Origin of the sequence: Corynebacterium felinum (genome assembly GCF_030408755.1) — a bacterium.
GTDB lineage: Bacteria > Actinomycetota > Actinomycetes > Mycobacteriales > Mycobacteriaceae > Corynebacterium > Corynebacterium felinum.
Genome location: NZ_CP047209.1, coordinates 1,032,712 through 1,057,643, shown reverse-complemented (window position 1 = coordinate 1,057,643; position 24,932 = coordinate 1,032,712). Strand labels below are relative to the sequence as shown.

The following is a 24,932-nucleotide window of genomic DNA, read 5'->3' as shown; positions in this document are numbered from 1 at the left end:
GTGGCACATTAAGGTGGTTTTCATGCCCAGAAGGGTTTGTTTTGGAAAAACCCTGTTTTAATTTCTTCATTTCTTTCCTCAACACCGAAAAGGTACCCACCACCATGTCAAAGCCAGCCCGCACCGACATTGTCACCGACGTCTTTCACTCCAACTCGCACGCCATCCTGGCCGAAAAAGGCCCCGTGGCCAAGGTACTGATCAACGCATTAGACAAAGCCGCCACCATGCAATCAGGCTTCATCACCAAATACGTTGACTCCCTCACCGCCAAAGACTCTAACATCGACAGCGTTCAAAAAACCCTTGACAAGCACTTCCTGCTCACCGTCACCGGTTCCGGTGCGGGCGCCGGCAGTGCTGCCGCCGTCCCCGGCATCGGTTTCCTCACAGGTTCTGCAGCCGTCAGCGCTGAAAGCCTGCTTTTCCTCGACGCCGCCGCCTTCTACGCCATCGCTTCTGCCTACCTGCGTGGCATTGACATCTCCGACCCGGAGCGTCGCAAAGCAATCCTGCTCATCGCGGTACTCGGCTCCGAAGGCACCCTCCTAGCCGATACCGCCTTCAACGGCGACTCCGCCATGAGCATCCTCAAACGCTCCAGCGGCGCAAAACTCACCGAACTCAACGGATTCCTCTTCAAAACCGCCGCCAAGAAAATCTCCAAATCCGTCCGCCTTGCCTGGCTTGGCAAACTCATGCCACTCGGCATCGGCGCCGTCCTCGGATCCATCGCCAACCGCAAAATCGGCCAGAAGGTCATCGAGCACGTCCACACCGCACTGCGCTAACACACCCACCAAAAAAACACTCATCCTCTGGGTCTTTCGCCAGCAGCTGGCACCCCCCCGGAGGATTTTTTTCTGCCCAACACCAGCCCCCTTCTACCGCACACAAAAGGGCACAGCGCAGCTGGCGACGTCGATACGCGAAGCGTGTAGGGTACCGGCAGTAAGATTGTGCCTAACCCGCACAGCCCCCTTCACACACCCTGCCCTTTAAAACACCAAGGTGCACGGAAGAAAGCCCACCGTCGATGACACACAGCCCACAGCACACCCCTGCACGCCATTCCACCTTCACAAGACTCCTACGCGAAGGATGGAAAAGCCCCCACCTTGTCATCCTCGCCCTCATCTCCACCATCTGTGTCACCGCCTTCGACGCCCTCATCCCACTGATCGCCGGAACCACCATCGACGCCGCCACAGGGGCACAAACCGCACGCACACACCCCGACACCATCACCCAACTCACCGCCTTACTCATCGCAGTAGCACTCGGCCGCTACCTCGTCCAATTCGGGCGACGCTACCTCGCCGGGGCACTCTCGCACACCCTGCACTTCCAACTACGCACACGCATCGCACACACCCTGCTACGCCTCGATGGCCCCAGCCACGACGAACTCAGCACCGGGCACATCGTTACGCGCAGCATCTCCGACCTCAACGCCGTGCAAATCATGGTCGCCATGGCCCCGCTACTTTTCGGAAACATCGTGCAGGTCATCGTCACAATCTGCATCATCTTTGTCATCTCCCCACTGCTGTGCGCCATCGCCGTTGCCATAATCCCCATACTCGTCGGACTGAGCATCTACTCCCGTAAAGTACTGTTCGCCAGCACCTGGTCCGCGCAACAAACCCTGGCTGACATGAACAGCCACATCGAAGAAACCCTCAGCGGTGTACGCGTAGTCAAAGCCTTCGCGCAAGAAGAACGCGAAACAAACACACTCACCCACAACGCCGGCAAGGTCTACCAACACATGATGCGCACCGCACGCATCTCCGCCCGCCTCAAACCCCTGATGCAGCAACTGCCCTCCATCGCACTCGTAATCACCATCGGCGCTGGCGGCTACATCACCTACACGGGAACAATCACCATCGGCACCTTCCTCGCCTTCAGCGTGTACATGACAGCACTGACCTCCGTCGTATCCATGCTGGCAGGCATGGTCGTGCAAATGCAGCTCGGGCTCGCCTCCGCCCAACGCGTCTTCGACATCATCGACATCACATCCCCCACCCAACCAGCCGCGCTGGGTGCCGCAAACACTCCGAGCATTGGCGCGCACGCTGCTTCTGTTCACGCTGCTGCACCCGACACCGTCGATGCGGGCTGGGGAATCGACATCTCCCACATCAGCTACACCAACGTTCTCACCGACCTGAGTATCACCCTTAAACCCGCCACACGCACAGCACTCGTCGGCCCACCCGGCAGCGGAAAAACACTCCTCACCTACCTACTTGGCGGGTTCTACCAGCCACAATCCGGGCAGATCACCCTCACTAACGCCGACACCCACCTCCCCTACAGCACCCTTCCGCCCGCTGAGATCCGCAAACACGTCACCTGCGTATTCGACGACCCCTTCCTGTTTTCCACCACCATCCGCGACAACCTCGACTTCGGCCGCGGCTTCAGCGACAAAAAGCTTTACGACGCCGCCCGCATCGCCTGCATCGACACCTTCATCGACTCCCTACCCAAGGGCCTCGACACCCCCATCGGCGAACGCGGACACCGACTCTCCGGCGGCCAACGCCAACGCATCGCACTCGCCCGCGCCATCCTCGCCCAACCTAAAATCCTCATCCTCGACGACACCACCTCCGCCGTCGACGCCACCACCGAAGCACAGATTTTCACAAACCTCAGCACCCATTTACCCCACACCACCATCCTCATCATCGCCCACCGCCACTCCACCTTGGAATACGCCGACCACATCGCAATACTCGACCACGGCACGATCGTCGGCAGTGGCACCCGCGAAAAAATGCGCACCAACCCCCAACTGCGCACACTGATGAACGAAAGCCTGAACACACCACTCAGCGATGCAAAAACACCAGCCCAAACAACCCCCACGACCAGCGAACCCAGCTGGGAAGAACTCTGGCCCGAGACCCCACCTACCCCATCTACCTACGACACCGCTTCGAAAGCAACTATGTCACGGGGAGTCAGTAGCAGCAAGGGCACCGTCACCGCTGGAGTAGGCACCCAAATGGCTGGAGCCATGCCGAAAAACCCACAACTTGTCGCCTTGATTGACAAACTTCCCACTTTCACAGACACCCCACCCCACGGCGGCTACGACCACTTCAGACAACCCCTCACACACGTTGACGCACGCACCCTCTTCGGATCAGTCAAACACCTCATCGCCTTCGTCATCGGCCTTTATATCATCGGAGTACTCGCCGGACTCGGACTTCCCTACCTGATCAAAATCGCCATCGACTCCGGCATCCAACAATCCAACCCCACCGTGCTCCTCACCGTCTCCCTCTACGGCCTTGGGCTCGTCACCATCGCCTGGGCCAGCATGGTCGGCACCACCATCCTCACCGCACTCACCGGCGAACGCCTCCTCTACGAACTACGCATCCGCTGCTACGCCCACCTCCAACGACTCGGCCTCGACTACTACGAATCCACCACCACAGGTGCACTCATCACCCGCATGAGCACCGACATCGACTCCCTCAACAGCTTCCTCAACAACGGGCTGAGCACCGCCATCGTCGCCGTAAGCACCTTAAGCGGCATCCTCATCCTCCTCGGTGTGACCTCCCCACTGCTTTTGAGCATCGCACTCACCGGCGTCCCCGTCATCGCAGTAGCCACCTACTACTTCAAAAAAATCTCCAGCCGACTCTACACACGAGCACGCGAAGAAGTATCCGAAGTCAACTCACTCTTCCACGAAACCATGACCGGGCTACGCACCGCCCAAATGCTCAACCAAGAACACCTCCTACTCACCCGCTTCAGCACCGCCGCCAACACGGTAAAAAAGACCCGCATCCACGCCCAAACCGCAGTCGCCGTCTACTTCCCAGGACTCAACGCCACAAGCGAAATCATCCAAGCCATCGTACTCGGCATCGGCGCACACCTCGTAGCCCACTCCACCCTCGACGTCGGCATCCTCATCGCCTTCCTGCTCTACCTCGACCGACTCTACGGACCCATCCACAACCTCTCCCAAATCTACGACTCCTACCAACAAGCCCGCGTCGGATTCACCAGAATCACAGACCTACTCTCAACCCCCGCCAGCGTCACCGACGACAACGCCGAAGCATTCGACGTCGACACGCTTGCACACGCAGCAACCCAAGCAATCAGCCTGCACAACGTGCACTTCAGCTACCCCAACCACACAACCCACACCCCGGCACTCAACAACATCAACCTCCGCATCACACCTGGCACCACCGTCGCCATCGTCGGCGAAACAGGCGCCGGAAAATCCACCATCATCAAACTCATCGAACGCTTCTACGACCCCCAACACGGGTACATCGCAGCCGACAACCACCCGCTGACCACCCTCCCCCTACAGGGGTGGCGCGCACAGGTCGGATTTGTACCCCAAGAAGCACACCTATTCAACGGAACCATCGCCGACAACATCGCCTACGCACGCCCTGACGCCAACAAAAAAGACATCGTCGACGCCGCCCGCCGCGTCGGCGCCCTGAACATCTTCGCTGGCATCGACGGCGGACTGAACGCAACCGTCGGACAACGCGGCAACGCCCTGTCATCCGGACAACGACAACTCGTCGCCCTCGCCCGCGCCGAAATACTCCAACCTGCACTTTTGCTTCTCGACGAGGCCACCGCCACCCTCGATCCAGCCACCGAAGCCGCATTCCTCACCGCTTTAGACAAAGCAACCCACAACCGAACAGCCATCGTTGTTGCACACCGGCTGGCAACCGCGCAGAAAGCCGACAGAATCCTTGTCATCCGCGATGGCTGTATCGTAGAAGATGGTACCCACACTGAATTACTTTCTTTTGGGGGTATTTATGCCACAATGTGGGCAGCAACCACTAAGAAAAACACCAGCTCACAGGAATGTTGTGAAACCGAACACAATGAATCTGAGAATTGGCCCAAATTCGATTATATGTAGCGGAATGTAACCGCTACCCTGTAGTGAGCTATTAAAGTGTGAAAAGACGTATACTCTCACAAAGAAATGAGGCGAGCACCTGCCGTGAGCAGCGCTAGTACTTTCGGCCAGAATCAGTGGCTGGTAGACGAGATGTTCCAGCAGTTCCAAAAAGATCCACAATCCGTGGATCAGGAATGGCGAGAGCTTTTTCAAAAGGGCGGCGCACCCGCATCCGCAACGACGCCTGCACCACAGGCGAAGGCCGCAAACGAGCAGCCAGCCCCCGCACCAACCAATGGTTTAGCCGGTTCCACCGGAACTCCCAACCCAGTGGCCATTGCTACCAAGGCCGACCAGCACCGCGAAGATGCTGTAACCAAGGAAGCCAAGAAGCAGGCAGCCGCTAAGAAGCTGCAAAAATCCCCACTGTCCCGCGCAGGCGACCTACCTGAAGCTGGCGAAAAGGCACTCAAGGGCATTTTCAAGGCAATTGCCAAGAACATGGACGAATCCCTCGAAGTTCCAACCGCCACCTCCGTGCGCGACATGCCAGTGAAGCTGATGTTCGAAAACCGCGCGATCATCAACGAACACCTGCAGCGCACCCATGGCGGTAAGGTTTCCTTCACCCACATCATTGGTTACGCACTGGTCAAGGCCATCATGGCCCACCCAGACATGAACAACTCCTACGATGTGATCGACGGAAAGCCAACCGTCATCACCCCGGAGCACATCAACCTGGGCCTCGCCATCGACCTGCCACAAAAAGACGGCACCCGCGCACTCGTGGTTGCTGCCATCAAAGAATGTGAGAAGCTCGACTTCGCCACCTTCGTGGAAAAGTACGAAGATATCGTCAAGCGTGGTCGCGAAGGTAAGCTCACCATGGACGACTTCAGCGGAGTCACCGTCTCTTTGACCAACCCAGGTGGTATTGGCACCCGCCACTCCGTTCCACGCCTGACCAAAGGCCAGGGCACCATCATCGGTGTTGGTTCCATGGACTACCCCGCAGAATTCGCAGGCGCGTCCCAGGACCGCCTCGCAGAGCTCGGCGTCGGCAAGCTGGTGACCATCACCTCCACCTACGATCACCGCATCATTCAGGGCGCCGAGTCCGGTGAATTCCTGCGCTCGATGAGCCAGCTGTTCGTCGACGACGCATTCTGGGATGAAGTGTTCGCCTCCGTCCAAATTCCTTACACCCCCATGCGTTGGGCACAGGATTTGCCAAACACCGGCATGGACAAGAACACCCGCGTCATGCAGCTGATCCAGGCCTACCGCTCCCGCGGCCACCTGATCGCCGACACCAACCCACTGCGCTGGGTTCAGCCAGGCATGCCAGTGCCTGACCACTCCGACTTGGAGATCGAAACCCACGGCCTGACCCTATGGGATCTCGACCGCACCTTCCACGTCGGTGGATTCTGCGGCCAGGAAACCATGACTTTGCGCGAGGTCCTCTCCCGTCTGCGCAACGCCTACACCTTAAAGGTCGGCTTCGAATACACCCATATCCTCGACCGCGACGAACGCACCTGGCTGCAAGATCGCCTCGAGAAGGGCATGCCAAAGCCAACCCGCGCTGAGCAGAAGTACATCATGCAGCAGCTCAATGCAGCTGAGGCTTTCGAAACCTTCCTGCAGACGAAGTACGTGGGCCAGAAGCGCTTCTCTTTGGAAGGCGCTGAATCCCTGATCCCGCTGATGGATTCCGCTATCGACACCGCCGCAGGCCAGGGCCTGGACGAAGTTGTCATCGGTATGCCTCACCGTGGTCGCTTGAACGTGCTATTCAACATCGTGGGCAAGCCACTGGAGACCATCTTCACCGAGTTCGAGGGACACATCGAGTCCAAGGCTGCTGGTGGTTCCGGTGACGTGAAATACCACCTTGGTGCTGAGGGCAAGCACATCCAGATGTTTGGTGAGGGCGAGATCAAGGTTTCCTTGACCGCTAACCCTTCCCACCTGGAAGCTGTCAACCCAGTGATGGAAGGTATTGCGCGCGCAAAGCAGGACTTGCTGGATAAGGGCGAAAATGGCTACACCGTCATGCCTCTGCTGCTACACGGCGATGCTGCTTTCGCTGGTCTGGGTATTGTTCCTGAGACCATTAACTTGGCGCAGCTGCGCGGCTACACCGTCGGTGGCACCGTGCACATTGTGGTCAACAACCAGATTGGCTTCACCACTACTCCTGACTCTGGTCGTTCCAGCCACTACGCTACCGATATTGCTAAGGCGTTTGGTTGCCCTGTCTTCCACGTCAATGGCGATGATCCTGAGGCTGTTGTGTGGGTTGGTCAGCTGGCTACCGAGTACCGTCGTCGCTTCGGCAAGGACGTGTTCATTGACTTGATTGCTTATCGACGTCGTGGCCACAACGAGGCTGATGATCCTTCGATGACCCAGCCTCGCATGTACGAGCTGATCGACGGCCGCAAGACCGTTCGTGACCAGTACATTGAGGATCTGCTGGGTCGTGGCGAGCTGTCTAAGGAAGATGCTGAGAAGGTTGCCCAGGACTTCCACGACCAGATGGAGTCTGTGTTCATTGAGGTAAAGGAAGCTGAGAAGAAGGCTTTCACTCAGCAAGAAGGCATTACCTCCGCGCAGGAGCTGCCTCATGGTTTGGAGACCAACATCTCCAAGGCTGATCTTCTGGAGATCGGCCAAGCCTACTCCGATAAGCCTGAGGGCTTCCAGTTCCACCAGCGTGTGGCACCTGTGGCCCAGAAGCGCTTGGAGTCTGTCACCGAGGGTGGCATTGACTGGGGCTGGGGCGAACTGATCGCATTCTCCTCCTTGGCTAATGGTGGCAAGTTGGTGCGTTTGGCTGGTGAGGATTCCCGCCGTGGTACCTTCACCCAGCGTCATGCTGTTGTATATGATCCCACTACTGGTGAGGAGTTCAACGGCCTGCACGAGCTCGCTGAGAAGAAGGGCAATGGCGGTAAGTTCCTTGTGTACAACTCCGCTTTGACCGAGTACGCGGGCATGGGCTTTGAGTACGGTTACTCTGTGGGTAACCAGGATGCTGTGGTTGCCTGGGAGGCTCAGTTCGGTGACTTCGCTAACGGCGCCCAGACCATCATCGACGAGTATGTTTCTTCCGGTGAGACTAAGTGGGGCCAGACTTCTTCTGTGATTTTGCTGCTACCTCACGGCTATGAGGGCCAGGGCCCTGACCACTCTTCTGCTCGTATCGAGCGTTACTTGCAGATGTGTGCTGAGGGTACGATGACTGTGGCTCAGCCAACCACTCCTGCGAACCACTTCCACTTGCTGCGCCGCCACGCTTTGGGTGGTTTGAAGCGTCCGTTGATTGTGTTCACCCCGAAGTCGATGCTGCGTATGAAGGCTGCTACCTCTTCGGTGGAAGAGTTCACTGAGGTGAAGAAGTTCCAGTCGGTGATTAACGATCCTCGTTTCTTCGACCGTGATGGCAATAAGCTTGCTGATACCAGCAAGGTGAAGACCATCATGTTGGTTTCCGGCAAGCTCTACTACGAGTTGGCTAAGCGTGCTCAGAAGGATAAGCGCGACGATGTCGCTATCGTCCGTATTGAGATGCTGCACCCAATTCCATTCAACCGTTTGAAGGATGCATTCGCGTGCTACCCGAATGCTCAAGAGGTGCGTTTCTGCCAGGATGAGCCTGCAAACCAGGGTCCATGGCCGTTCTTCAATGAGCACCTGCCTAACCTGATCCCAGGTATGCCACCTATGAAGCGCGTATCTCGTCGCGCTCAGGCTTCCACCGCTACCGGCCTGTCCAAGGTCCACGCTGTGGAGCAGGAAGCTTTGCTCAATGAGGCTTTCGCTGACTAAGCGATTTTCCCTTTGTTGAAAGCGGGGTGAGGAATAGTTCCTCACCCCCCTTTTTTTTTAATGCCCAGCCCTCGAGCTGACCTAGACGAACTAGTGCATGAATCTCCCTTTGGGTTGCTCGACCTTTCTGGTTTTAGACCCCGGATTTTGCGCCCATTGGAAGCAAAAGGTCGAACTGACTGTGTGCGTGGATGCCCCAGCCCCTTCCCGTGTATTGCCTCCGCTTTGGTTGCTCGACCTTTCCAGTTTCAGACCCCTGATTTTGCGCCCATAGGAAGCGAAAGGTCGAACGAGAAAACACAAAAAAAGGGGGGATTCCACCCCCACACACCCCTGCGACAATATAAGAAACTCTTACTAAAGATGCGAACCTGCTACAGGTATGTTTCCATCACAAATATGAACACCTTCTACTACACAACCATCCTCGGACTGAACGAACCAGCAATCCCCTACAACCACCTGCTCAACCTGCGCAAAAACCTAAAACTACCCCCACGCATCTTCCGCCTTGCACCCACCAGAGCAATCAACTTCCCCACCTTCAGCGCACTAAAACCCAGCACCCAAAACCTACTACGCTGCTATGCCGTAGCCTCAACGACCCGCAGCGCAGTACTCACCGGAAGAGCAGCAGCCTGCGTACTCGGCATCCCCTTTATCACCAACACCAAAACCCTACCCACCATCCACCTGACACTCCCGGGAAAAATGAAACCCCCAGCACAAAACAAACGCAACAAACACGCCACCTACACCTCACGGCTACTACCCGAAACAGACATCATCGAAGAAAACGGCATCCGCACCACCACAATCACCCGCACCTTCGTTGACCTCGTAGCCCTAGAAACCGATGAAGATATCGCCATGACCTTCATCGAAGCAGCCTTTCACACCAAACGCATCACAAAAAACCAAGCACTATACGAGCTGAAAAACATGCCAGCCATCCACGGCAAACCCCGCGCACACCAACTACTAAAAACCGCACGAACCAACAGTGAAAGCCTCTACGAAACCAAAGCACGCCGCCTCATCGAACACGCCCAACACTACATCCCAGAAATCACCAGCATCGACACCCAAGTAATAGTCAACAGCTACCGCATCGACATAGTCGTCAACGGATTCATCGCCGTCGAAATCGACGGACGGTTCAAAACCCGCAACAACCTCAACGCCCTAGAAAACGAAAGATTCAGAGAAAAACACATCCAAAACCACGGCTACATCATCATCCGCTACCACCCCGACGAAATAGACCCCAGCCTAACCAGAAACGACATCCCCAACCTCCACCTACTAGACCACCCACTAATCCGACACATCCACACAATACTGACCAACCACCACAAACGCGCAGCGTAGTCAAGGGTGAGTGGGGTGGGCTATTTGAAGGCAATTCCTTTTTCGTTGAGAAATTCCCGCACGGCATCAGATGAGGAGCCGATTTCTTTGGCGCGCTTGACCAAATCGCCGAGGTCTTTGGTGGTAATCGATCCGGACACCACGTTGAGTGTGCCGCGTTCTTTTCTGTCAAGCACTGGGACGCGATACACAGGCACGATATGCTCCGGCAGACCCGATTTTGAATGGGCACACCCAATAGCGTTGGACGGGTCAGTAGCGTTGACGTTATCTGACAGCGACTGCATTACTGCCTCATACACTTTCTCCCGCGCCTCATCCCTGTCATAATCATTCGCTTTAATTTCTAAGCGAAGCTCTTTCGCGCGAGCAGTATTCATCCTATACAGCATGTCGCCGGCGCAACTGATCACCAGATCTGCCGATCCATAAGGCAATCGGCCAGTTCCCTGTTCCGTCCCCACACGGTCAAGGCTGAGTGTAGCTTGGCGTCCGCTGCGCTCCAATCCTTGCTTATACAGTTCCCCCAGCACTACTTGTTCAAAAGAATTCGAACGCACCGAAATCACCACAACCTTGGAGGCTTCCGGATTCACATCACGATGAGGCTCAAAAACATCCAAGTAGTTCCCATTAATAAGAATCGCACCGGCGGCCATAGCCACGGCAATGCCCACACCTAAAGGCCGACCTAGCGGCAGCTTCATGCCTTAACCTCTACTTTGTTGTTTCTTCCACGCCACAAACTAACGGCATAAGTTTTTTCCTAAGTTTAACCTTTAGCGCGTCCACCTTGGGCGACGAACGCACCGATTAAATCGCGAGCCTTAGGCGCGACAGACGGCGTGCAGAGGACGTCGTAACGCGTCGCCACAATCTCCGTCGTCGAAGCAAAATCCCGCTTCCCCTGCTGCGCCGCATACTGCGCAGCCGACAACCCAGTATAAAAAACCACACCCAAGCTCATGCCCAGCAACAAAGACGACGCCCACTGGCCCGTAACAATGCCCATCATCGTGCCGAAGAACAACCCCAGCCACGCACCCGACGCCGCACCACCAATAAGCACCCGCCCCCAGGTCAAACGGCCAAGAACCTTCTCGACTTCCATCAAATCAACGCCAACAATCGTCACTTCTTTCACATCAAATTTGTTGTCGCTGAGCATATCCACAGCCGCCTGCGCCTGCTCATAGGATTGAAAAGACCCCACCGGCCACCCCTCAGGGCGCTGGCGGGCGGACGCAGACTTCGCGGGAAACATAGAAGACATGGCTGCTCGGAAACTTCCTCTCACATACACAACAACGCACCAACCATGCACTACGGTGCACACTTTTAGTGTTGGCACGAACGAAACTCCATTCTAACCAAAACCATGAACCCCCACCCAGCAGCGCACCCGCATACCCCAGCCTTACCTGCAATTAAGGGTGTGCAGTAGCAACGACTACACTTAAACTTTATGAGCGAAATTACACGAGTCTATGCAGGTCGCCTTGCAGGTATGATCGTGCGCGGCCCCGAAACTGACGTCATCGGTCGTGTACGTGACGTCGTGGTCAACATCCGCCCCTCCGGGCACACGTCCCGCGCCTTGGGCCTCGTTGTTGAAATGACAAACAAGCGCCGCATCTTCTTACCCATGCTGCGCGTGGCCAACATCGACCCCCACGAAATCATGTTGGTGTCCGGCTCTGTGTCTCTTCGCGCCTACAAGCCCCGCACCGGCGAACTCGCCATCATCGCTGATGTGATCGGCTCCAAAGTGCATATCGACGATCCCGAACTGGAAAAGCTGCACTCTAAGCCGGTGGAAGTCGCCGATATTGAGCTCGAACGCACCCGCACCCGCGACTGGGCGCTGTCTGCCGTAGCTGTGCTGGGTGAGCGTGGCGGTTTCGGGCGTCGGCCTGATCTGTATATTGTGCCGTGGAAGCATGTGCACGGCATCACCGCTGCGGGTGTCGGTATGTCAGATGCCGCTGCTGAGCTGATTGCCGAGTTCGAGGATATGCGCCCAGCCGACGTCGCCTCCGCGCTCTACGAGCTGCCTGAGACTCAGCGTGTGTCCGTTGCCAGCGAATTCGATGATGAACGCCTAGCTGACGTGTTGCAGGAAATGAGTGAGGATCGTCAGGCTGAGCTGCTTGAAACCCTCGACATTGAGCGTGCCGCCGACGTTTTGGAAGAGATGGATCCTGACGACGCCGCCGACCTGCTCTCCGAACTCGACAACGAAAAAGCCGACGTGTTGCTCGAATTGATGGACCCCGAAGAGTCCGCCCCCGTGCGTCGTTTGATGAGCTTCAACCCCGACACCGTGGGTGCACTGATGACCCCCGAACCGCTGGTGCTCACTCCCCAAACCACGGTGGCAGAAGCTTTAGCGCTTGCCCGCAACCCCGATCTTCCCACCTCGTTATCGTCGATGGCATTCGTGTGTCGCCCGCCCACAGCGACCCCAACGGGTAAGTATTTAGGTTCCGTGCATCTTCAGCGTTTGCTGCGCGAACCCCCCTCAACATTGGTGTCAGGTATTTTGGATCCGGATCTGCCGCCGTTGTATGCCGATGACTCCCAAGAAACAGCTGCTCGCTATTTCGCAACCTACAATTTGGTGTGCGGGCCTGTGATTGATGATGATAATCACTTGTTGGGTGCTGTTGCGGTCGATGACTTGATCGACCACTTGCTCCCCGATGACTGGCGCGATACCGGTATCCGCCCTGATGGTGACCCACGAAAGGAGGCCTAAAGCACGTGGCTGATCTTGATACCCCCCGCTTGATGGGCAAACGCAGTTTTTTCAAGCTTGACGACGACACCGTGGGCGCGCACGCAGAAAAAATCGCGCGTTTCTTCGGTACAGGTCGTTATTTAATGTGGCAGACCGTCTTCGTTGTCATTTGGGTACTGCTCAATCTTGGTGCTTTTTGGTGGCAGTGGGACCCCTACCCCTTCATCTTGCTCAACTTGGCCTTTTCCACCCAGGCAGCCTATGCCGCCCCGTTAATTCTTTTAGCGCAAAACCGCCAAGAGGACCGCGATCGCGTGTCCTTGAACGAAGATCGACGTCGCGCGTTTGAAACAAAGTCAAACACTGAGTTCATCACCCGCGAGCTGGCTGGTTTGCGTATCGCCATCGGCGATCTGGTCACCCGCGACTATCTGCGCCACGAGCTGGAAGATCTGCACTCGATGCTGGAACGCATTGAAGCCAAGCTTGACGACGAGGTTGCTGAGCGTACCGCGTTCCGCCACCAACAAGGTGCCGACGACGCCCACGAAGACCTCAACGACCCCATCCAAGGCCGAGGCGGCCAACGCCGCAGTTAGCCTACCGTAACCACCGCCACTATCCTTGTGCACAAGCACTTTTTACACCGCTGGTGCTCCAGAAATGTTTTTCAACGAAAGACCATAATTTTCTATGACAACGATTACTGAACAGGCAGTTCGCCAGGCGCTTTCGCGGGTTGAGGACCCCGAGATTGGCAAGCCATTGACTGAACTGGGCATGGTGAAATCAATTGCGATCACAGGCAACGATGTGCATGCCGAAATCTACCTCACCATCGCTGGCTGCCCCATGAAAAACACCCTTGTGAACAACTCTAAGGCAGCTATTGAAGACATCCCAGGGATTGGCACGGTTACCGTCACCACAGATGTGTTTAGCGATGAGCAGCGCCGTGAACTTCGCCAGAATCTTCGCGGTGGAGTTGCAGAGCCTGTCATTCCCTTTAGCCAACCTGGATCAACTACTCGTGTCTTCGCAGTATCGTCCGGTAAGGGCGGTGTGGGTAAATCCTCAATGACCGTCAACCTCGCGGCAGCTTTTGCCGCACGTGGATTGAAAGTGGGCGTATTAGATGCCGATATTTACGGCCACTCCATTCCCGGCATGCTCGGTTGCACCGAACGCCCCCATGCAATTGACGACATGATCATGCCACCAACCGCGCATGGGGTGAAACTGATTTCTATCGCACAGTTCGTGGAAGGCAACGCACCAGTGGTGTGGCGTGGCCCGATGCTGCACCGCGCTATCCAGCAGTTCTTAGGTGATGTTTTCTGGGGCGATCTGGACATTCTTCTTCTTGACCTGCCACCTGGAACTGGTGATATTGCAATCTCGGTGGCGCAGCTGCTTCCTCACGCAGAACTACTTGTGGTTACTACCCCGCAGGCCGCAGCGGCCGAAGTTGCGGAACGGGCAGGCACCATTTCGCTTCAAACACATCAAAAGGTTGCTGGTGTGATTGAGAATATGGGCGCCATGGTGCTTCCCGATGGCAGCATCATGGAGGTCTTTGGTTCCGGTGGTGGTCTTGCTGTTGCCCAGCGCATTTCGACGCTGACTGGCACGAAGCTTCCGCTCTTGGGGTCGATCCCACTTGACCCGAAGCTGCGTGAAGGTGGCGATTCTGGTGTTCCTATTGTGATTGGACAGCCAGAATCCCCCACTGCTGTAGCGATTGCCCAGGTGGTTGATCAGTTGGTTACTCGCCGAGAATCTTTGGCCGGTAAGTCCTTAGGCTTGGGCGTGACCAAGAAATAGCTCCAAAAGCTGTGCGCTGCCTGCACGCAACTCAGTGCAGAAAAAAGAGCTTTCCTTTCACCAGCATTATGCGCGGTTATCAAGGAAAGCTCTGAATTTTTTACGCCTCTAGGTAATATCATCCCAGCTAAAGTTACGATTCTGCGGCCCAGTGTGTGGGGGCTGTGGAACATTAGGCTGCGGAGGCGGCGAAACCGAAGGGGTGTGTGAGGCTTGTGGCGTACCTAGGGTTGGACGACCGCTTAAACCGGAGTCGAGCTCATCCTTGGAGAACATCTTCTTCGGATCAAAAGCATCGGCGAGTTTTTCATCACCGTCTAAGAACGCTTTCGTGAATGCAGCCTTCGGCCCCATACGTTGGAGAGACGCCAATTGCGTAATAGGGGCTCGAAGCTCTTCGAACTCGTTTCCAAATTCTCCGTTAAGCTCTGCCTTTGCATTATTAATGGCGCGGCGGGCGGCAAAAATTGCCGCGCGAACGTCTTCGATAACACCGGGGAGGCGCTCGGGGCCAATGATAATGAGGGCAAAGATCAGGATGACAAAGATCTCTGACCAACCAATGGAACTAAACACAGCAACAACCTTACCTTGATTGCGCGCTAATGCCACTTAAGTGAGCGAAGCTTTCCCATTAAGGAATCGGTGCGGTTGGGGAATATGTCGTCTGCGCAGGGCCCATCGGCGGAACAGGATTGGGCGATCTGGTGCAGGCGCGACAGTAATTCGTGGCTGACTTTCACTTCTTCACAACAAGATGCCTCTTTGAGCCGCTGTGAGGCGCGGCGTTGCTTTTCTACTTCACTGCGGCATTCCGTGCAGTGCACGAGGTGGATGCGGGCGCGGTGGGCGGCTGCTGGGGAGAGTTCGTTATCCACCAGTGCTGCTACGGCTTCGGGGTTGAGGTGGTCGACCGTGGTGAAGCTGCGTACGGTGGCCGAGATTTCAATACTGATTCGAGTTTTGGGACGTGGTGGCACTGTTGGTTCCTGCATGAGATTGCGATACCTCCTCGTCACTGTTCCCAACACCACAGAAGTAGTGCTCAGTTTTTCTTTTCGTTTATCTACTTTTCCAACGGGTAGGTGGGGTAGATAGTTCCCGTTATAGACAAAAAACTCGCCATGTGTTGTCTTCATGGCGAGCACCCCTCCCCCATGACAGAAGAAAGCCTGCATTCATAGGGTATTAAGTGTAGCTGGGCAGTAGGCGTTGCGCATCGGCGTCGATAGCTGCTTTTGCTTCGAGATTAGCGCGCAGTTGGGAGCGCCCGCGGTGGATGCGGGAACGCACCGTTCCCATTTTGACGCCGAGGGTGGCGGCGATTTCGTCATAGGTCATTCCAACAACGTCACACAAAACTACTGCGACGCGGAACTCGGGAGCGAGTTCATCGAGTGCCGCCTGGAGCGCTGGGTCGAGGTTCGCATCACTGTAGGCTTGTTCCGGTGTCATATCTGTACCGGGGACTCGCTCATAGTCTTCGGGCAGCGATTCCATGTGAATTTTTGCGCGGTGCCGTGCAACGTCGAGGAACAGGTTTGTGGTGATGCGGTGGAGCCATCCTTCGAAAGTTCCCGGTTCGTATTTGTCGAGAGATCGGAAGACTCGCATGAAGGTTTCTTGGGTAAGATCTTCAGCATCGTGCTGATTTCCACTTAAACGGAATGCTAGGCGGTAGACACTGTCTGCGTGTTCAGCTACTAGCTCCCCCCAGCTGGGCATAGCGCCGACTCCAGCATCGAACGCCGCGGTTCCTACTAGCTGCTCTGGCGCAGCAGTATCCTTGGCGAAAGAATCCGTATTCATGTGTCTGATTGTGCCCGATCGAGCTGCTTATTTCCATCAATCCAGCTGTGAGTTCCCTGTCAGTGTTTCTACACAGATGGTTTTCTTTCACATCCACCTCATTTTTCACTATGGAAACTTCTGTCACTTTTTGAGTTTTAACCCCGCATCACCCCTCATCCGACATCTATGCTTAAGGTTGTGACTGTCGAACTTCGCTCCTATATTGAATCCACCACTGCTGATGAGACTGTGCTGGCGAAGGCTTATGAAGATGCCTCAGAATTCGGCCTTGCTGTTCCCGATTTTATGACGGGCCAACTTCTGACCACTCTTGCCACTTCATGCCAGGCACAGGGCGCAATTGCTGTGACCCCTGCGGCGAACGTGGTGGGTTTGTATCTATTGAAGGGTTTGGCGTCTACTGGCATTTTGACTTGCATCGATCCTGAGCCTGAGCATCAGAAACGTGCGAAGGAAACGTTTAGGTCTGCCGGTTTCAGCCCTTCGCGGATTCGTTTTTTGCCGTCGCGTCCGCTTGATGTGATGGGTCGACTAGCTAATGAGGCTTATCAAGTTGTGTATGGGGAGGTATCCCCGATTGATTTACGTGCGTTTATCGACGCCGCCTTGCCTCTGCTTTCTGCAGGCGGTTCGTTGGTGCTTCCGGATGTGCTTTTCGACGGCACATTGGCGGATGAGACACGCAAGGATCGTGACACACAGGCAGCCCGTGAAGCTGATGAGTATGTTCGTTCTCTTTCGGGTGTGCATGTGACTCGTTTGCCTTTGGGGGCGGGCATGACGATTGTAACGAAAGCCCTGTAGCGAACTTTCAGCACGGTGGTGGCAGGATAAGCCACCACCGTGCTTTTTCACGCGTTGATCGCATGAGTGACACTTGCTCAAGGGAAAACCCAAGGCCTGTGCTCTGGCCTTGGGTTTTCGAATAAGTGGAGATTACACCACGGTGTTTTTGCCCACGACGACAACACCACCAGGGCTGATGGCGAAACGTTGCGCATCGCGCTCATGATCGACACCGATCAACGTGCCATCGGGAACAACCACATTTTTGTCCAAGATAGCGTGGCGCACCACAGCGCCCTTTCCGATGCGCACACCGGGCATGAGAACAGAACCCTCAACTGTGGCGCCTTCCTCCACCATCACATCCGTCGACAGCACCGAATTACGCACCGTAGCAGCGGAAATAATGGAGCCTTGTGCAACCATCGACGACTGAGCGATACCGCCTTGAACAAACTTGGCAGGAGGCAATTCACCCAAATCGGTGGAGCGGATCGGCCACTTTTGGTTATACAAGTTGAAGATTGGGTGCACCGAAATCAAATCCATGTGGGCTTCATAGAACGCATCGATCGTGCCCACGTCGCGCCAGTAGCCACTGTCGCGTTCGGTCGAGCCTGGCACCTTGTTGTTGGAAAAGTCGTACACGTGCGCCTGATTGCGGGCCACGAAATACGGGATGATGTCGCCACCCATATCGTGGGAAGAATCCGGATTGACTTGGTCTTCTTTCAGGGCCTGGATGAGATCTTTCGTGGTAAACACGTAGTTGCCCATCGACGCGTACGTCATGTTTGGATCGTCAGGGGTACCTGGAGGATCTTGAGGCTTTTCCAAAAACTCAGTGATGTTGCCGTGCTCATCCGACTGGATACAGCCAAAAGCCGAAGCTTCGGAGCGGGGCACCCGAATACCCGCGACAGACACCGCCTTGCCGGAGGCGATGTGTTCTTCCACCATCTGTTCCGGATCCATGCGGTAGACGTGATCGGCACCGAAGACGATCACATAGTCAGGTTTTTCATCATCAATGAGGTTCAACGATTGCAAAATCGCATCCGCTGATCCCAAATACCAGTGCTTGCCAAGACGCTGTTGCGCTGGCACGGTCGCAATATACTGGCCGGTTGGGCCCGTGAACTGCCATGCCTGCGAAATATGCCGGTCAAGAGAATGAGACTTGTACTGTGTGAGCACACAGATCTTCATGTACCCAGCGTTGACCAGATTTGACAGCACGAAATCGATAAGTCGGTAGGTGCCGCCAAAAGGCACTGCAGGCTTAGCGCGATCCTCAGTCAGAGGAAACAGCCGCTTGCCCTCGCCGCCGGCGAGCACAATTGCTAAAACGTTTATTTGATTCCTCACACTGCTAAATTTATCTGCCTTTTGGCAATCTCGCTCACTAATCCCCCAATTGCGACACACAACACCCAGCGAAACAAAGCTCAAGGGGCTAAATTTGGGTTTATGAAAGTTGCAATGATGACCAAAGAGTACCCCCCAGAGATCTACGGCGGTGCCGGCGTACACGTCACAGAACTGACACGATACATGCGCCAACTCGTCGACGTCGACGTACACTGCATGGGCGCACCGCGGGATGAAGCGAATGTGTATGTTCACGGCGTCGATAAGCAGCTAGAAGCAGCAAACCCCGCTATCCAAACCCTCTCCACGGGGCTGCGCATGGCTCATGCCGCAGCAGGGGCAGACATCGTGCACACCCACACGTGGTACACCGGTTTAGGTGGGCATTTAGCAGGCGAACTGCACGGCATTCCGCACGTGGTCACAGCCCACTCCTTGGAGCCGGATCGCCCGTGGAAGCGTGAGCAGCTCGGTGGCGGCTACGAGATTTCGAGCTGGTCAGAGCGCAATGCAATGGAATATGCGGATGCCGTGATCGCGGTGTCGGCGAAAATGAAAGACGCAGTTCTTGCCGCCTATCCGCGTATCGACGCCGACAAAGTGCACGTTGTACTCAACGGCATCGACACCGAACTGTGGCAACCCCGCCCCACCTTCGAACACGGCTCCATACTGACAGAACTTGGTGTCGACCCCACACGCCCGATCGTCGCATTCGTTGGACGCATTACCCGCCAGAAGGGTGTCGAACACTTGATTAAGGCTGCGCGCAACTTCGATGAGGATATTCAGCTCGTGTTGTGCGCGGGTGCCCCCGATACCCCCGAAATTGCCGCACAGATCACAGATTTGGTCACGCGACTGCAACAGGAACGTGACGGAATCATCTGGGTTCAGGACATGCTTGGGAAGGACAAAATTCAAGAAATCTTAAGCGCCGCGGATGCTTTTGTCTGCCCTTCCATTTACGAACCTTTGGGCATTGTGAATCTTGAAGCCATGGCCTGTGGCACTGCTGTCGTTGCTTCCGATGTCGGCGGTATCCCCGAGGTTGTTGTTGATGGGCACACTGGCACGTTGGTCCACTATGACGAGAATGACACCGCCACCTTTGAGCACGACCTTGCCCAGGCAGTCAATGCTATGGTTGCCGACCGTAAGCTCGCTCACGCCTTCGGACTTGCGGGCCGGAATCGTGTGGTGGATGAGTTTTCGTGGGCTCGTATCAGTGAGCAAACTGTGGATATTTACCGCAGCTTGATCTAAAAGCGGGGTGTTTGCTGGCGTTCTGCACGATTCGGAAAATACTACTACCCTAGGGTGGCAGTGCTCAAGAGTTTTTCTCAGCCAACCTTCAACCTCGTGTCAGCCCTGTGTTGTTTGTGGGTGTGGTACACCACCACCCCCACTGTGCGACCTTATGCCAGTGAAGCACGAGTTGGATGATGACACGGTTTTTTCAAAGATTGTGGCTGTGAAGCAACAGTGGGCACTGGCTCTAGGTGAAAAAATTTTGTGAGGAGTTTCATGACGCACCGGCCCGAACTGCATGTCACCCTAAGCGAGGGGATTCTCGACGCACCAGCGGGAGCGCTGTTTGATGGATACTCGTGGCATCTTTTTAACCAATATCGCCCCGATGCTGAATCCGGCTGCCGGTGGGCACATCAGGTTTCTCACGGCAACCCCTTCTCTTTTGAAATTTGTGACGATGTGCTCGCCCCCGAAGGCGACGAGATTTCCTTACGTGCCGGATCAGTCACCGCTGTCGGTGAAGATGTCACCTTGTATTACACCTCCGTTTCGGACAACGGCCGGTGCATTCGTATTGCACATATTCCGGAAATTACGCTCACCACGGAAACCATTGGTGAGGAAGAATTCTGCCTCGATATCCATGTGGAGAAACTGGATGAAACCGTAGGCGATTGTGAAGGTTTTGATCGTTTCCGCTCGCCGTGCGTAGTCCCGAACCTCAACAAAGAAGGCTGGCTGATGTTGGCGGTGACTGGTTCCGCCGACAACCCCACCTTAGTGATGTTGGAATCAGACGATGGCCGAAAATGGAACTTCCTCGGACCCTTAACGCTCACAGGTGATGCGGGGCTGACCGATTCCCCACTCGTTGCGCCACGAATTGTGCGGCTGAAAGATGAAGTCGATGGGGAAATCTATGATGTTTTGATTGTCACCATTGAGCATAAGGGCATTGATGTATCCGGCTATTTGGTGGGACGTTTAGAAGGAACGACCTTTGAGGTTCTTGCACCGTTTAATCGGATTGATCATGGGCACGATTTCACTCGTCCGCGTAATACTAACCGCCCTTCCTCGGCGATTGACATGGCTACGCGTTTCGACGAGGCCTACCTGTTTGGTCTGATGAATGGTGTCGGCCGGATGGATCGTGCTGAGCATCATCATTCGTTTAGTTGCGAGGGGTGGGCGAACTGTTTATCGCTTCCACGGCGTGTGAGTTTGCAAAATCGTCGCCTCTATCAAACCCCATTTCCTGGTATTTTAGCGGCCATTGAAGAATCTGATGAGGCCTCGATGTGGACGGGCATTTTTGAGGTGCCTGAAGGCGAGTCGCTGACTGCTGAGCTCATCGATTCCACTGGCCAGGTCTCCTGCACCATTACCCACTATGGGGATCGTTTGGAACTGGATCGCTCGATGAATACCCACCACCACGGTGATGTGGTTGCTATCGCACCCCTGGGCGAAGGTGACACGGATGCCGTGACTGTTATCGCCGATGGTTCCACTGTGGAAGTGTTTGCCGACGGTGGGCAAGTAGCCTTAGCTAGCCGCGTGTATTTCAATGGGATTTGCGAAGAATTCCGCATTGAACACACCGATGGGGTGACAGTGGAACGCTCTACCGTGATTGAACCTACCGGGCGCATTTCCCGTTTGATTCACGAATTAGAAGACGAAGGCGTGGTGCGCTAAGTTTTCTCGCCATGTTCAGCACCCTGAAGTACCGTGTACTTCAGGGTGCTTTTCTTCCGCCCCTCAAAAAGGTGGTGTGTTTACAGCTGGCTTAATCGAGGCATGGTAGAAAGCGCAGGGCTGAAAACACTTAACCCAGATTTTTCATGGGGTGGGTTTGGTGGTGGTGGGTTGGGGTGGTGTGTTTGTGGGGTTGGTTGGGGCACCTTCGCCTTTGGTTGTGGTTTTCAATGGCAAGGTGTACGTCCGTGTTTTTGTGGTGGGGTTTTGTGGTGGGGTGCCTGCGGTTGGCTGCCGGTGGTGGGGTCTGCTGCGTGTTGTGGTTGAGGGGGTTAGGTTTTTCGTTTTTTAAGGGGGCGTAGGAGGTTTTGGGTGTATTCCATAAGTGTCACCAGTGTGGGGGTGTGTGTGCTTTGTTGATCGAGGTGGAGGTATATGCGCCTGCTGCTTGTCGTGATTTTTGCAGAGATTGCAATAAACCTTGCTCGAATGGTTTTTGGTGCCCATGTCCACCACGGGTTGTCGGATTGATTTCGTTTCTTGTTGTTGCCGCTGTTGTGGTTGTTGTAGTGATGGTCGAGTAGTTTTGTCCAGGTGAGAAGTTGGTGGGCTAAGGTTATGATGAGACACCAGATTTGGTTAGCTTTGAACTGGCAAAACGGTAGTTTTGCAAGGCCTTGATCTTTGGCGTCTTTGATGTGTTGTTCGCATAGTGATCTTTGGCGATAGTACTGGTCAATGCGTTGAATATTGCAGTTGAGGTTTGTTGCGCATAATTGGGTGCGTATGCCGAGTTGATTGAAAATGCTGTGTTGGCACCCTGCGTGGGGGGGATTCTATCCGTGCGATCACGCGCATCGTGGTGGGGTAATCAGTAAGAAGGTTCACCAGTGGTTTGTCATCTTCTAGGTGTGCGGTTTGTAGTAGTCCGGTGATGTCTTCAAGGAAGTGTTGGTCATCAAAGCTGATATCCCCATTGCCACGCACAATTGGCACACGGGTGTTACGTAATGATCGATAATCTGTGTGACTAGTTGCTTCGTTACCGGATCTGATGTGCTCATTGAGGAGGATACTTGCTGTAGGTGAGGGTGAAAAGCCAACAACATAACCGAGGTCATGGTCGTCTAAGGAGCTAAGGAATTGTTTTGTCCCACCAGCACTGTCAGCACGGATAACAAGTCGTTTGCCCCAAGGTTTGCCATCGCTGTGATCGGGGAGAGCGGTCAGGATTTCTTTGACAAGCTGGCAATGATCATTAGCGGTGTTTGCTCCCGCGTTACCTGGGCGAAGCAGACAGGTTAAAAATTCCCCACCAGTTAACCCTACGCTGGTGTAGTCGATAAAAGCACATAATGGGTGGAAACCAAACCCCTTCTTATAGGTAGGTGCGGCTTTTTCCTTGCCAGAATGCGCACAGATCAGTGTCGCATCAATATCTACTATCAGGGGTTTGTCTACTGTAGCGAGCTTATGTGGGGCTTGATCGCCCAGCAGGTTCCATAGTGTGCTACGGGCGTATTTGATCGCGTGAAGGAATTCTTCACGTATTTTATCGCTGGTGTCTTTATGCTCTGTCAGTCGCCGCCACAGGGTTGATACCGACGGCAATGGCTGAGACGATAATGCTGTCGAAACAGAATCTAACAAGTTGATGTCTTTAACATCGTCACCACCAGCAATTAACGATAACGCTAACCCAGTACACGCATCACCAAAAGTATGTGTTAACCGTTGCCGTGAGAAAACACGATCAAGGCTGGCACCAATCCCGACTAATTGAGCTACATGAGCAAAGGGTAACACCCCCGCGCGGGAAACAAGACGGGTGCAGCTGGCCATCATAGGGGTGTATGTAGTAGTCTTCACCATGAAAGTGCTCCTTTTCTGCTTGGAATAAAGGCTTAACAACATCTCTATTCTAGCAGGTCAAGAAGCACTTTCTTTACTTTTTACACACCTTTTAAGCCCCACCCCATGAAAAATCCGGGTTAAGGCTAAAGCTAGTGCCATTACCAAAGCTTGGGATAGAAAAACCCACAAGGCTCCAACGTGTGCTAAAAGCACACCGGCGACAAAAATTCCTAGTGGTGCCAGGATCATTCCGAATACTCCGGAGGCAGAAAAGACCTTGCCCACATCCTTCTCTTCGGTGACAGCCACCGTGTAGGACGTAATCGCTGAGTTTAATGCCGGTAGGGCAAGCCCAGAAATGATGACAAGTATGCCGGCGGACCACGGGTGTGCACTACCTACAATCAAGCCGAGGGTGGTGAGTACAAACATGCTTAATGCGATGATCAGCAGTGTTGAAAGGCGCACAGTGCTGCTTAAGCGCGCAGCTAGTGGCGCACCTAGAATGACCCCCACCCCAAAGCAGGATAACAGGATGCCAATGATCCACGAATCCGTGTTCTTTTGCTGAAATACCGTCAATAATACGAAAGACATGGGTACAACCCCAAGGTTGGCGATGGAGGAAACATACATGAGGTGGCGCAGCGCAGTATCACCGAAAACAAGCCTGAACCCGTATTTGACCTCAGTAAAAAATCGTGGAGCACGTGTAGTATCTTCTGCCCCTGGTGTACACGCATCGCGTACCTGTGGAACACACAGCGCGGCTACGCAGTGTATGGCTGCCTGAATGCCCAAGGCCGCTGCCCCACCGAGGGAATACAGCGCACCACCTATCGGGTTTCCCACAAGTTGGGCTGTGGAACTGCGTGCTTCGGTAATGGAGGTGGCTGCACCTAGTTCGGCTGTGGGCATGATTCTTTTGAGCACCACAAATTCGGCTGGGCCATCAATGGTGGATATGGCTGCAACGATGATCGACAATAAAGCGATGATATAAACATTCGCCACCTGAAAATACAAGAGGAGTGCTAATGCTCCCCAGAGGAGGAATTCGGCACCAAAGCTGGCTTTGAGTAGAAGTGAAGGGTTGATCCTATCGGCAATCGCACCAGAAAAGATGGCGCTTAAGGTGCGTGCAGCAAGGCACAGGGCGCTGATCAGACCAGCAAGAAAAGGGGAATTGTACACAGTGAGAATAGTCAGCGGAATAATCACATAAGAAATGGCCAAACCCAATTCATTCAGCACATTTGCTGCTTGCAATCGCGCAAAGGCAGGATTGTTTTTCACAATATTCATCTCCGCTACCTTTCATAATCTTAAACACCCATCAATCGTGTGTTTGCAATGTATCAAAAATAGCGAATAAGCAGAGGGAAAATCTTCAAAATACCCCCTGAGAATCCACCACTCCCCTTCGCAGCTCAAAAGCCCCCATGCTGACAG

19 protein-coding genes are annotated in these 24,932 nt (G+C 54.7%); 10 read left to right on the top strand and 9 right to left on the bottom strand.

The window, feature by feature from the left end; translation table 11 throughout:
• Positions 1–104: 104 nt before the first annotated feature.
• From CFELI_RS04635 to CFELI_RS04620, 4 genes are all read left to right on the top strand, one after another.
• Positions 105–791: a hypothetical protein gene (locus CFELI_RS04635; RefSeq protein ID WP_277105378.1), complete on the top strand. Its 687-nt coding sequence runs from the start codon at positions 105–107 to the stop codon at positions 789–791.
• A 245-nt stretch (positions 792–1,036) separates the two neighbouring features.
• Positions 1,037–4,945 (top strand): ABC transporter ATP-binding protein, encoded by a 3,909-nt coding sequence (locus tag CFELI_RS04630; RefSeq protein WP_277105379.1) that lies wholly within the window; start codon positions 1,037–1,039, stop codon positions 4,943–4,945.
• Between the two features lie 66 nt (positions 4,946–5,011).
• A complete protein-coding gene (locus CFELI_RS04625; protein WP_374724723.1) occupies positions 5,012–8,767 on the top strand; it encodes a multifunctional oxoglutarate decarboxylase/oxoglutarate dehydrogenase thiamine pyrophosphate-binding subunit/dihydrolipoyllysine-residue succinyltransferase subunit in 3,756 nt (1,251 codons plus the stop codon).
• 399 nt (positions 8,768–9,166) lie between these two features.
• Complete coding sequence (locus tag CFELI_RS04620; protein WP_290259577.1) at positions 9,167–10,138, top strand: putative endonuclease domain-containing protein; 972 nt, start codon at positions 9,167–9,169, stop codon at positions 10,136–10,138.
• 20 nt (positions 10,139–10,158) lie between these two features.
• Here CFELI_RS04620 and CFELI_RS04615 read toward each other — a convergent pair whose 3' ends face one another.
• Together CFELI_RS04615 and CFELI_RS04610 are read right to left on the bottom strand one after the other, a co-directional pair.
• Positions 10,159–10,845 carry a type 2 periplasmic-binding domain-containing protein gene (locus CFELI_RS04615; protein WP_277104792.1) on the bottom strand — a complete coding sequence of 229 codons (687 nt, stop codon included), beginning with the start codon at positions 10,843–10,845 and terminating at the stop codon, positions 10,159–10,161.
• Between the two features lie 65 nt (positions 10,846–10,910).
• Entirely contained in the window at positions 10,911–11,411 is a 501-nt protein-coding gene (locus tag CFELI_RS04610; RefSeq protein ID WP_277104793.1) for a YflT domain-containing protein, read from the bottom strand.
• 192 nt (positions 11,412–11,603) lie between these two features.
• On the opposite strand from CFELI_RS04610, the gene CFELI_RS04605 reads away from it, so the two are divergent.
• The 3 genes from CFELI_RS04605 (at position 11,604) to CFELI_RS04595 (ending at position 14,702) form a co-directional block, all read left to right on the top strand.
• Positions 11,604–12,896, top strand: a complete 1,293-nt coding sequence (locus CFELI_RS04605; protein ID WP_277104794.1) for a magnesium transporter MgtE N-terminal domain-containing protein — start codon at positions 11,604–11,606, stop codon at positions 12,894–12,896.
• Between the two features lie 32 nt (positions 12,897–12,928).
• Complete coding sequence (locus CFELI_RS04600; RefSeq protein WP_277104802.1) at positions 12,929–13,477, top strand: DUF1003 domain-containing protein; 549 nt, start codon at positions 12,929–12,931, stop codon at positions 13,475–13,477.
• A 94-nt stretch (positions 13,478–13,571) separates the two neighbouring features.
• Positions 13,572–14,702: an Mrp/NBP35 family ATP-binding protein gene (locus tag CFELI_RS04595; RefSeq protein ID WP_277104795.1), complete on the top strand. Its 1,131-nt coding sequence runs from the start codon at positions 13,572–13,574 to the stop codon at positions 14,700–14,702.
• A 108-nt stretch (positions 14,703–14,810) separates the two neighbouring features.
• Here the strand turns inward: CFELI_RS04595 and tatB are convergent, their stop codons facing one another.
• From tatB to sigE, 3 genes are read right to left on the bottom strand one after another with little or no spacing between them, the layout of a single operon-like run.
• A complete protein-coding gene (tatB, locus tag CFELI_RS04590; protein ID WP_277104803.1) occupies positions 14,811–15,278 on the bottom strand; it encodes a Sec-independent protein translocase protein TatB in 468 nt (155 codons plus the stop codon).
• Between the two features lie 26 nt (positions 15,279–15,304).
• Entirely contained in the window at positions 15,305–15,841 is a 537-nt protein-coding gene (locus tag CFELI_RS04585; RefSeq protein ID WP_277104796.1) for an anti-sigma factor family protein, read from the bottom strand.
• A gap of 49 nt (positions 15,842–15,890) precedes the next feature.
• Complete coding sequence (sigE, locus tag CFELI_RS04580; RefSeq protein ID WP_277104797.1) at positions 15,891–16,511, bottom strand: RNA polymerase sigma factor SigE; 621 nt, start codon at positions 16,509–16,511, stop codon at positions 15,891–15,893.
• Between the two features lie 180 nt (positions 16,512–16,691).
• Here sigE and CFELI_RS04575 point away from each other — a divergent pair, with 180 nt between their 5' ends.
• Complete coding sequence (locus CFELI_RS04575; protein ID WP_277104798.1) at positions 16,692–17,318, top strand: O-methyltransferase; 627 nt, start codon at positions 16,692–16,694, stop codon at positions 17,316–17,318.
• A gap of 132 nt (positions 17,319–17,450) precedes the next feature.
• Here the strand turns inward: CFELI_RS04575 and glgC are convergent, their stop codons facing one another.
• Entirely contained in the window at positions 17,451–18,668 is a 1,218-nt protein-coding gene (glgC, locus tag CFELI_RS04570) for a glucose-1-phosphate adenylyltransferase (RefSeq protein ID WP_277104799.1), read from the bottom strand.
• 102 nt (positions 18,669–18,770) lie between these two features.
• On the opposite strand from glgC, the gene glgA reads away from it, so the two are divergent.
• Together glgA and CFELI_RS04560 are read left to right on the top strand one after the other, a co-directional pair.
• Positions 18,771–19,937 carry a glycogen synthase gene (gene glgA / locus CFELI_RS04565; RefSeq protein WP_277104800.1) on the top strand — a complete coding sequence of 389 codons (1,167 nt, stop codon included), beginning with the start codon at positions 18,771–18,773 and terminating at the stop codon, positions 19,935–19,937.
• A 261-nt stretch (positions 19,938–20,198) separates the two neighbouring features.
• Entirely contained in the window at positions 20,199–21,626 is a 1,428-nt protein-coding gene (locus CFELI_RS04560) for a GH32 C-terminal domain-containing protein (protein ID WP_277104801.1), read from the top strand.
• Between the two features lie 332 nt (positions 21,627–21,958).
• Here the strand turns inward: CFELI_RS04560 and CFELI_RS13625 are convergent, their stop codons facing one another.
• The 3 genes from CFELI_RS13625 to CFELI_RS04550 form a co-directional block, all read right to left on the bottom strand.
• Positions 21,959–22,366: a transposase gene (locus CFELI_RS13625; RefSeq protein ID WP_353959545.1), complete on the bottom strand. Its 408-nt coding sequence runs from the start codon at positions 22,364–22,366 to the stop codon at positions 21,959–21,961.
• On the bottom strand, positions 22,362–23,471 hold the full coding sequence (locus tag CFELI_RS04555) for a transposase (protein ID WP_290259054.1): 1,110 nt from the start codon (positions 23,469–23,471) through the stop codon (positions 22,362–22,364). Before CFELI_RS04555 ends, CFELI_RS13625 begins: the two co-directional genes overlap by 5 nt.
• Before the next feature lie 84 nt (positions 23,472–23,555).
• On the bottom strand, positions 23,556–24,785 hold the full coding sequence (locus CFELI_RS04550) for an MFS transporter (protein WP_277104903.1): 1,230 nt from the start codon (positions 24,783–24,785) through the stop codon (positions 23,556–23,558).
• Between the last annotated feature and the right edge of the window lie 147 nt (positions 24,786–24,932).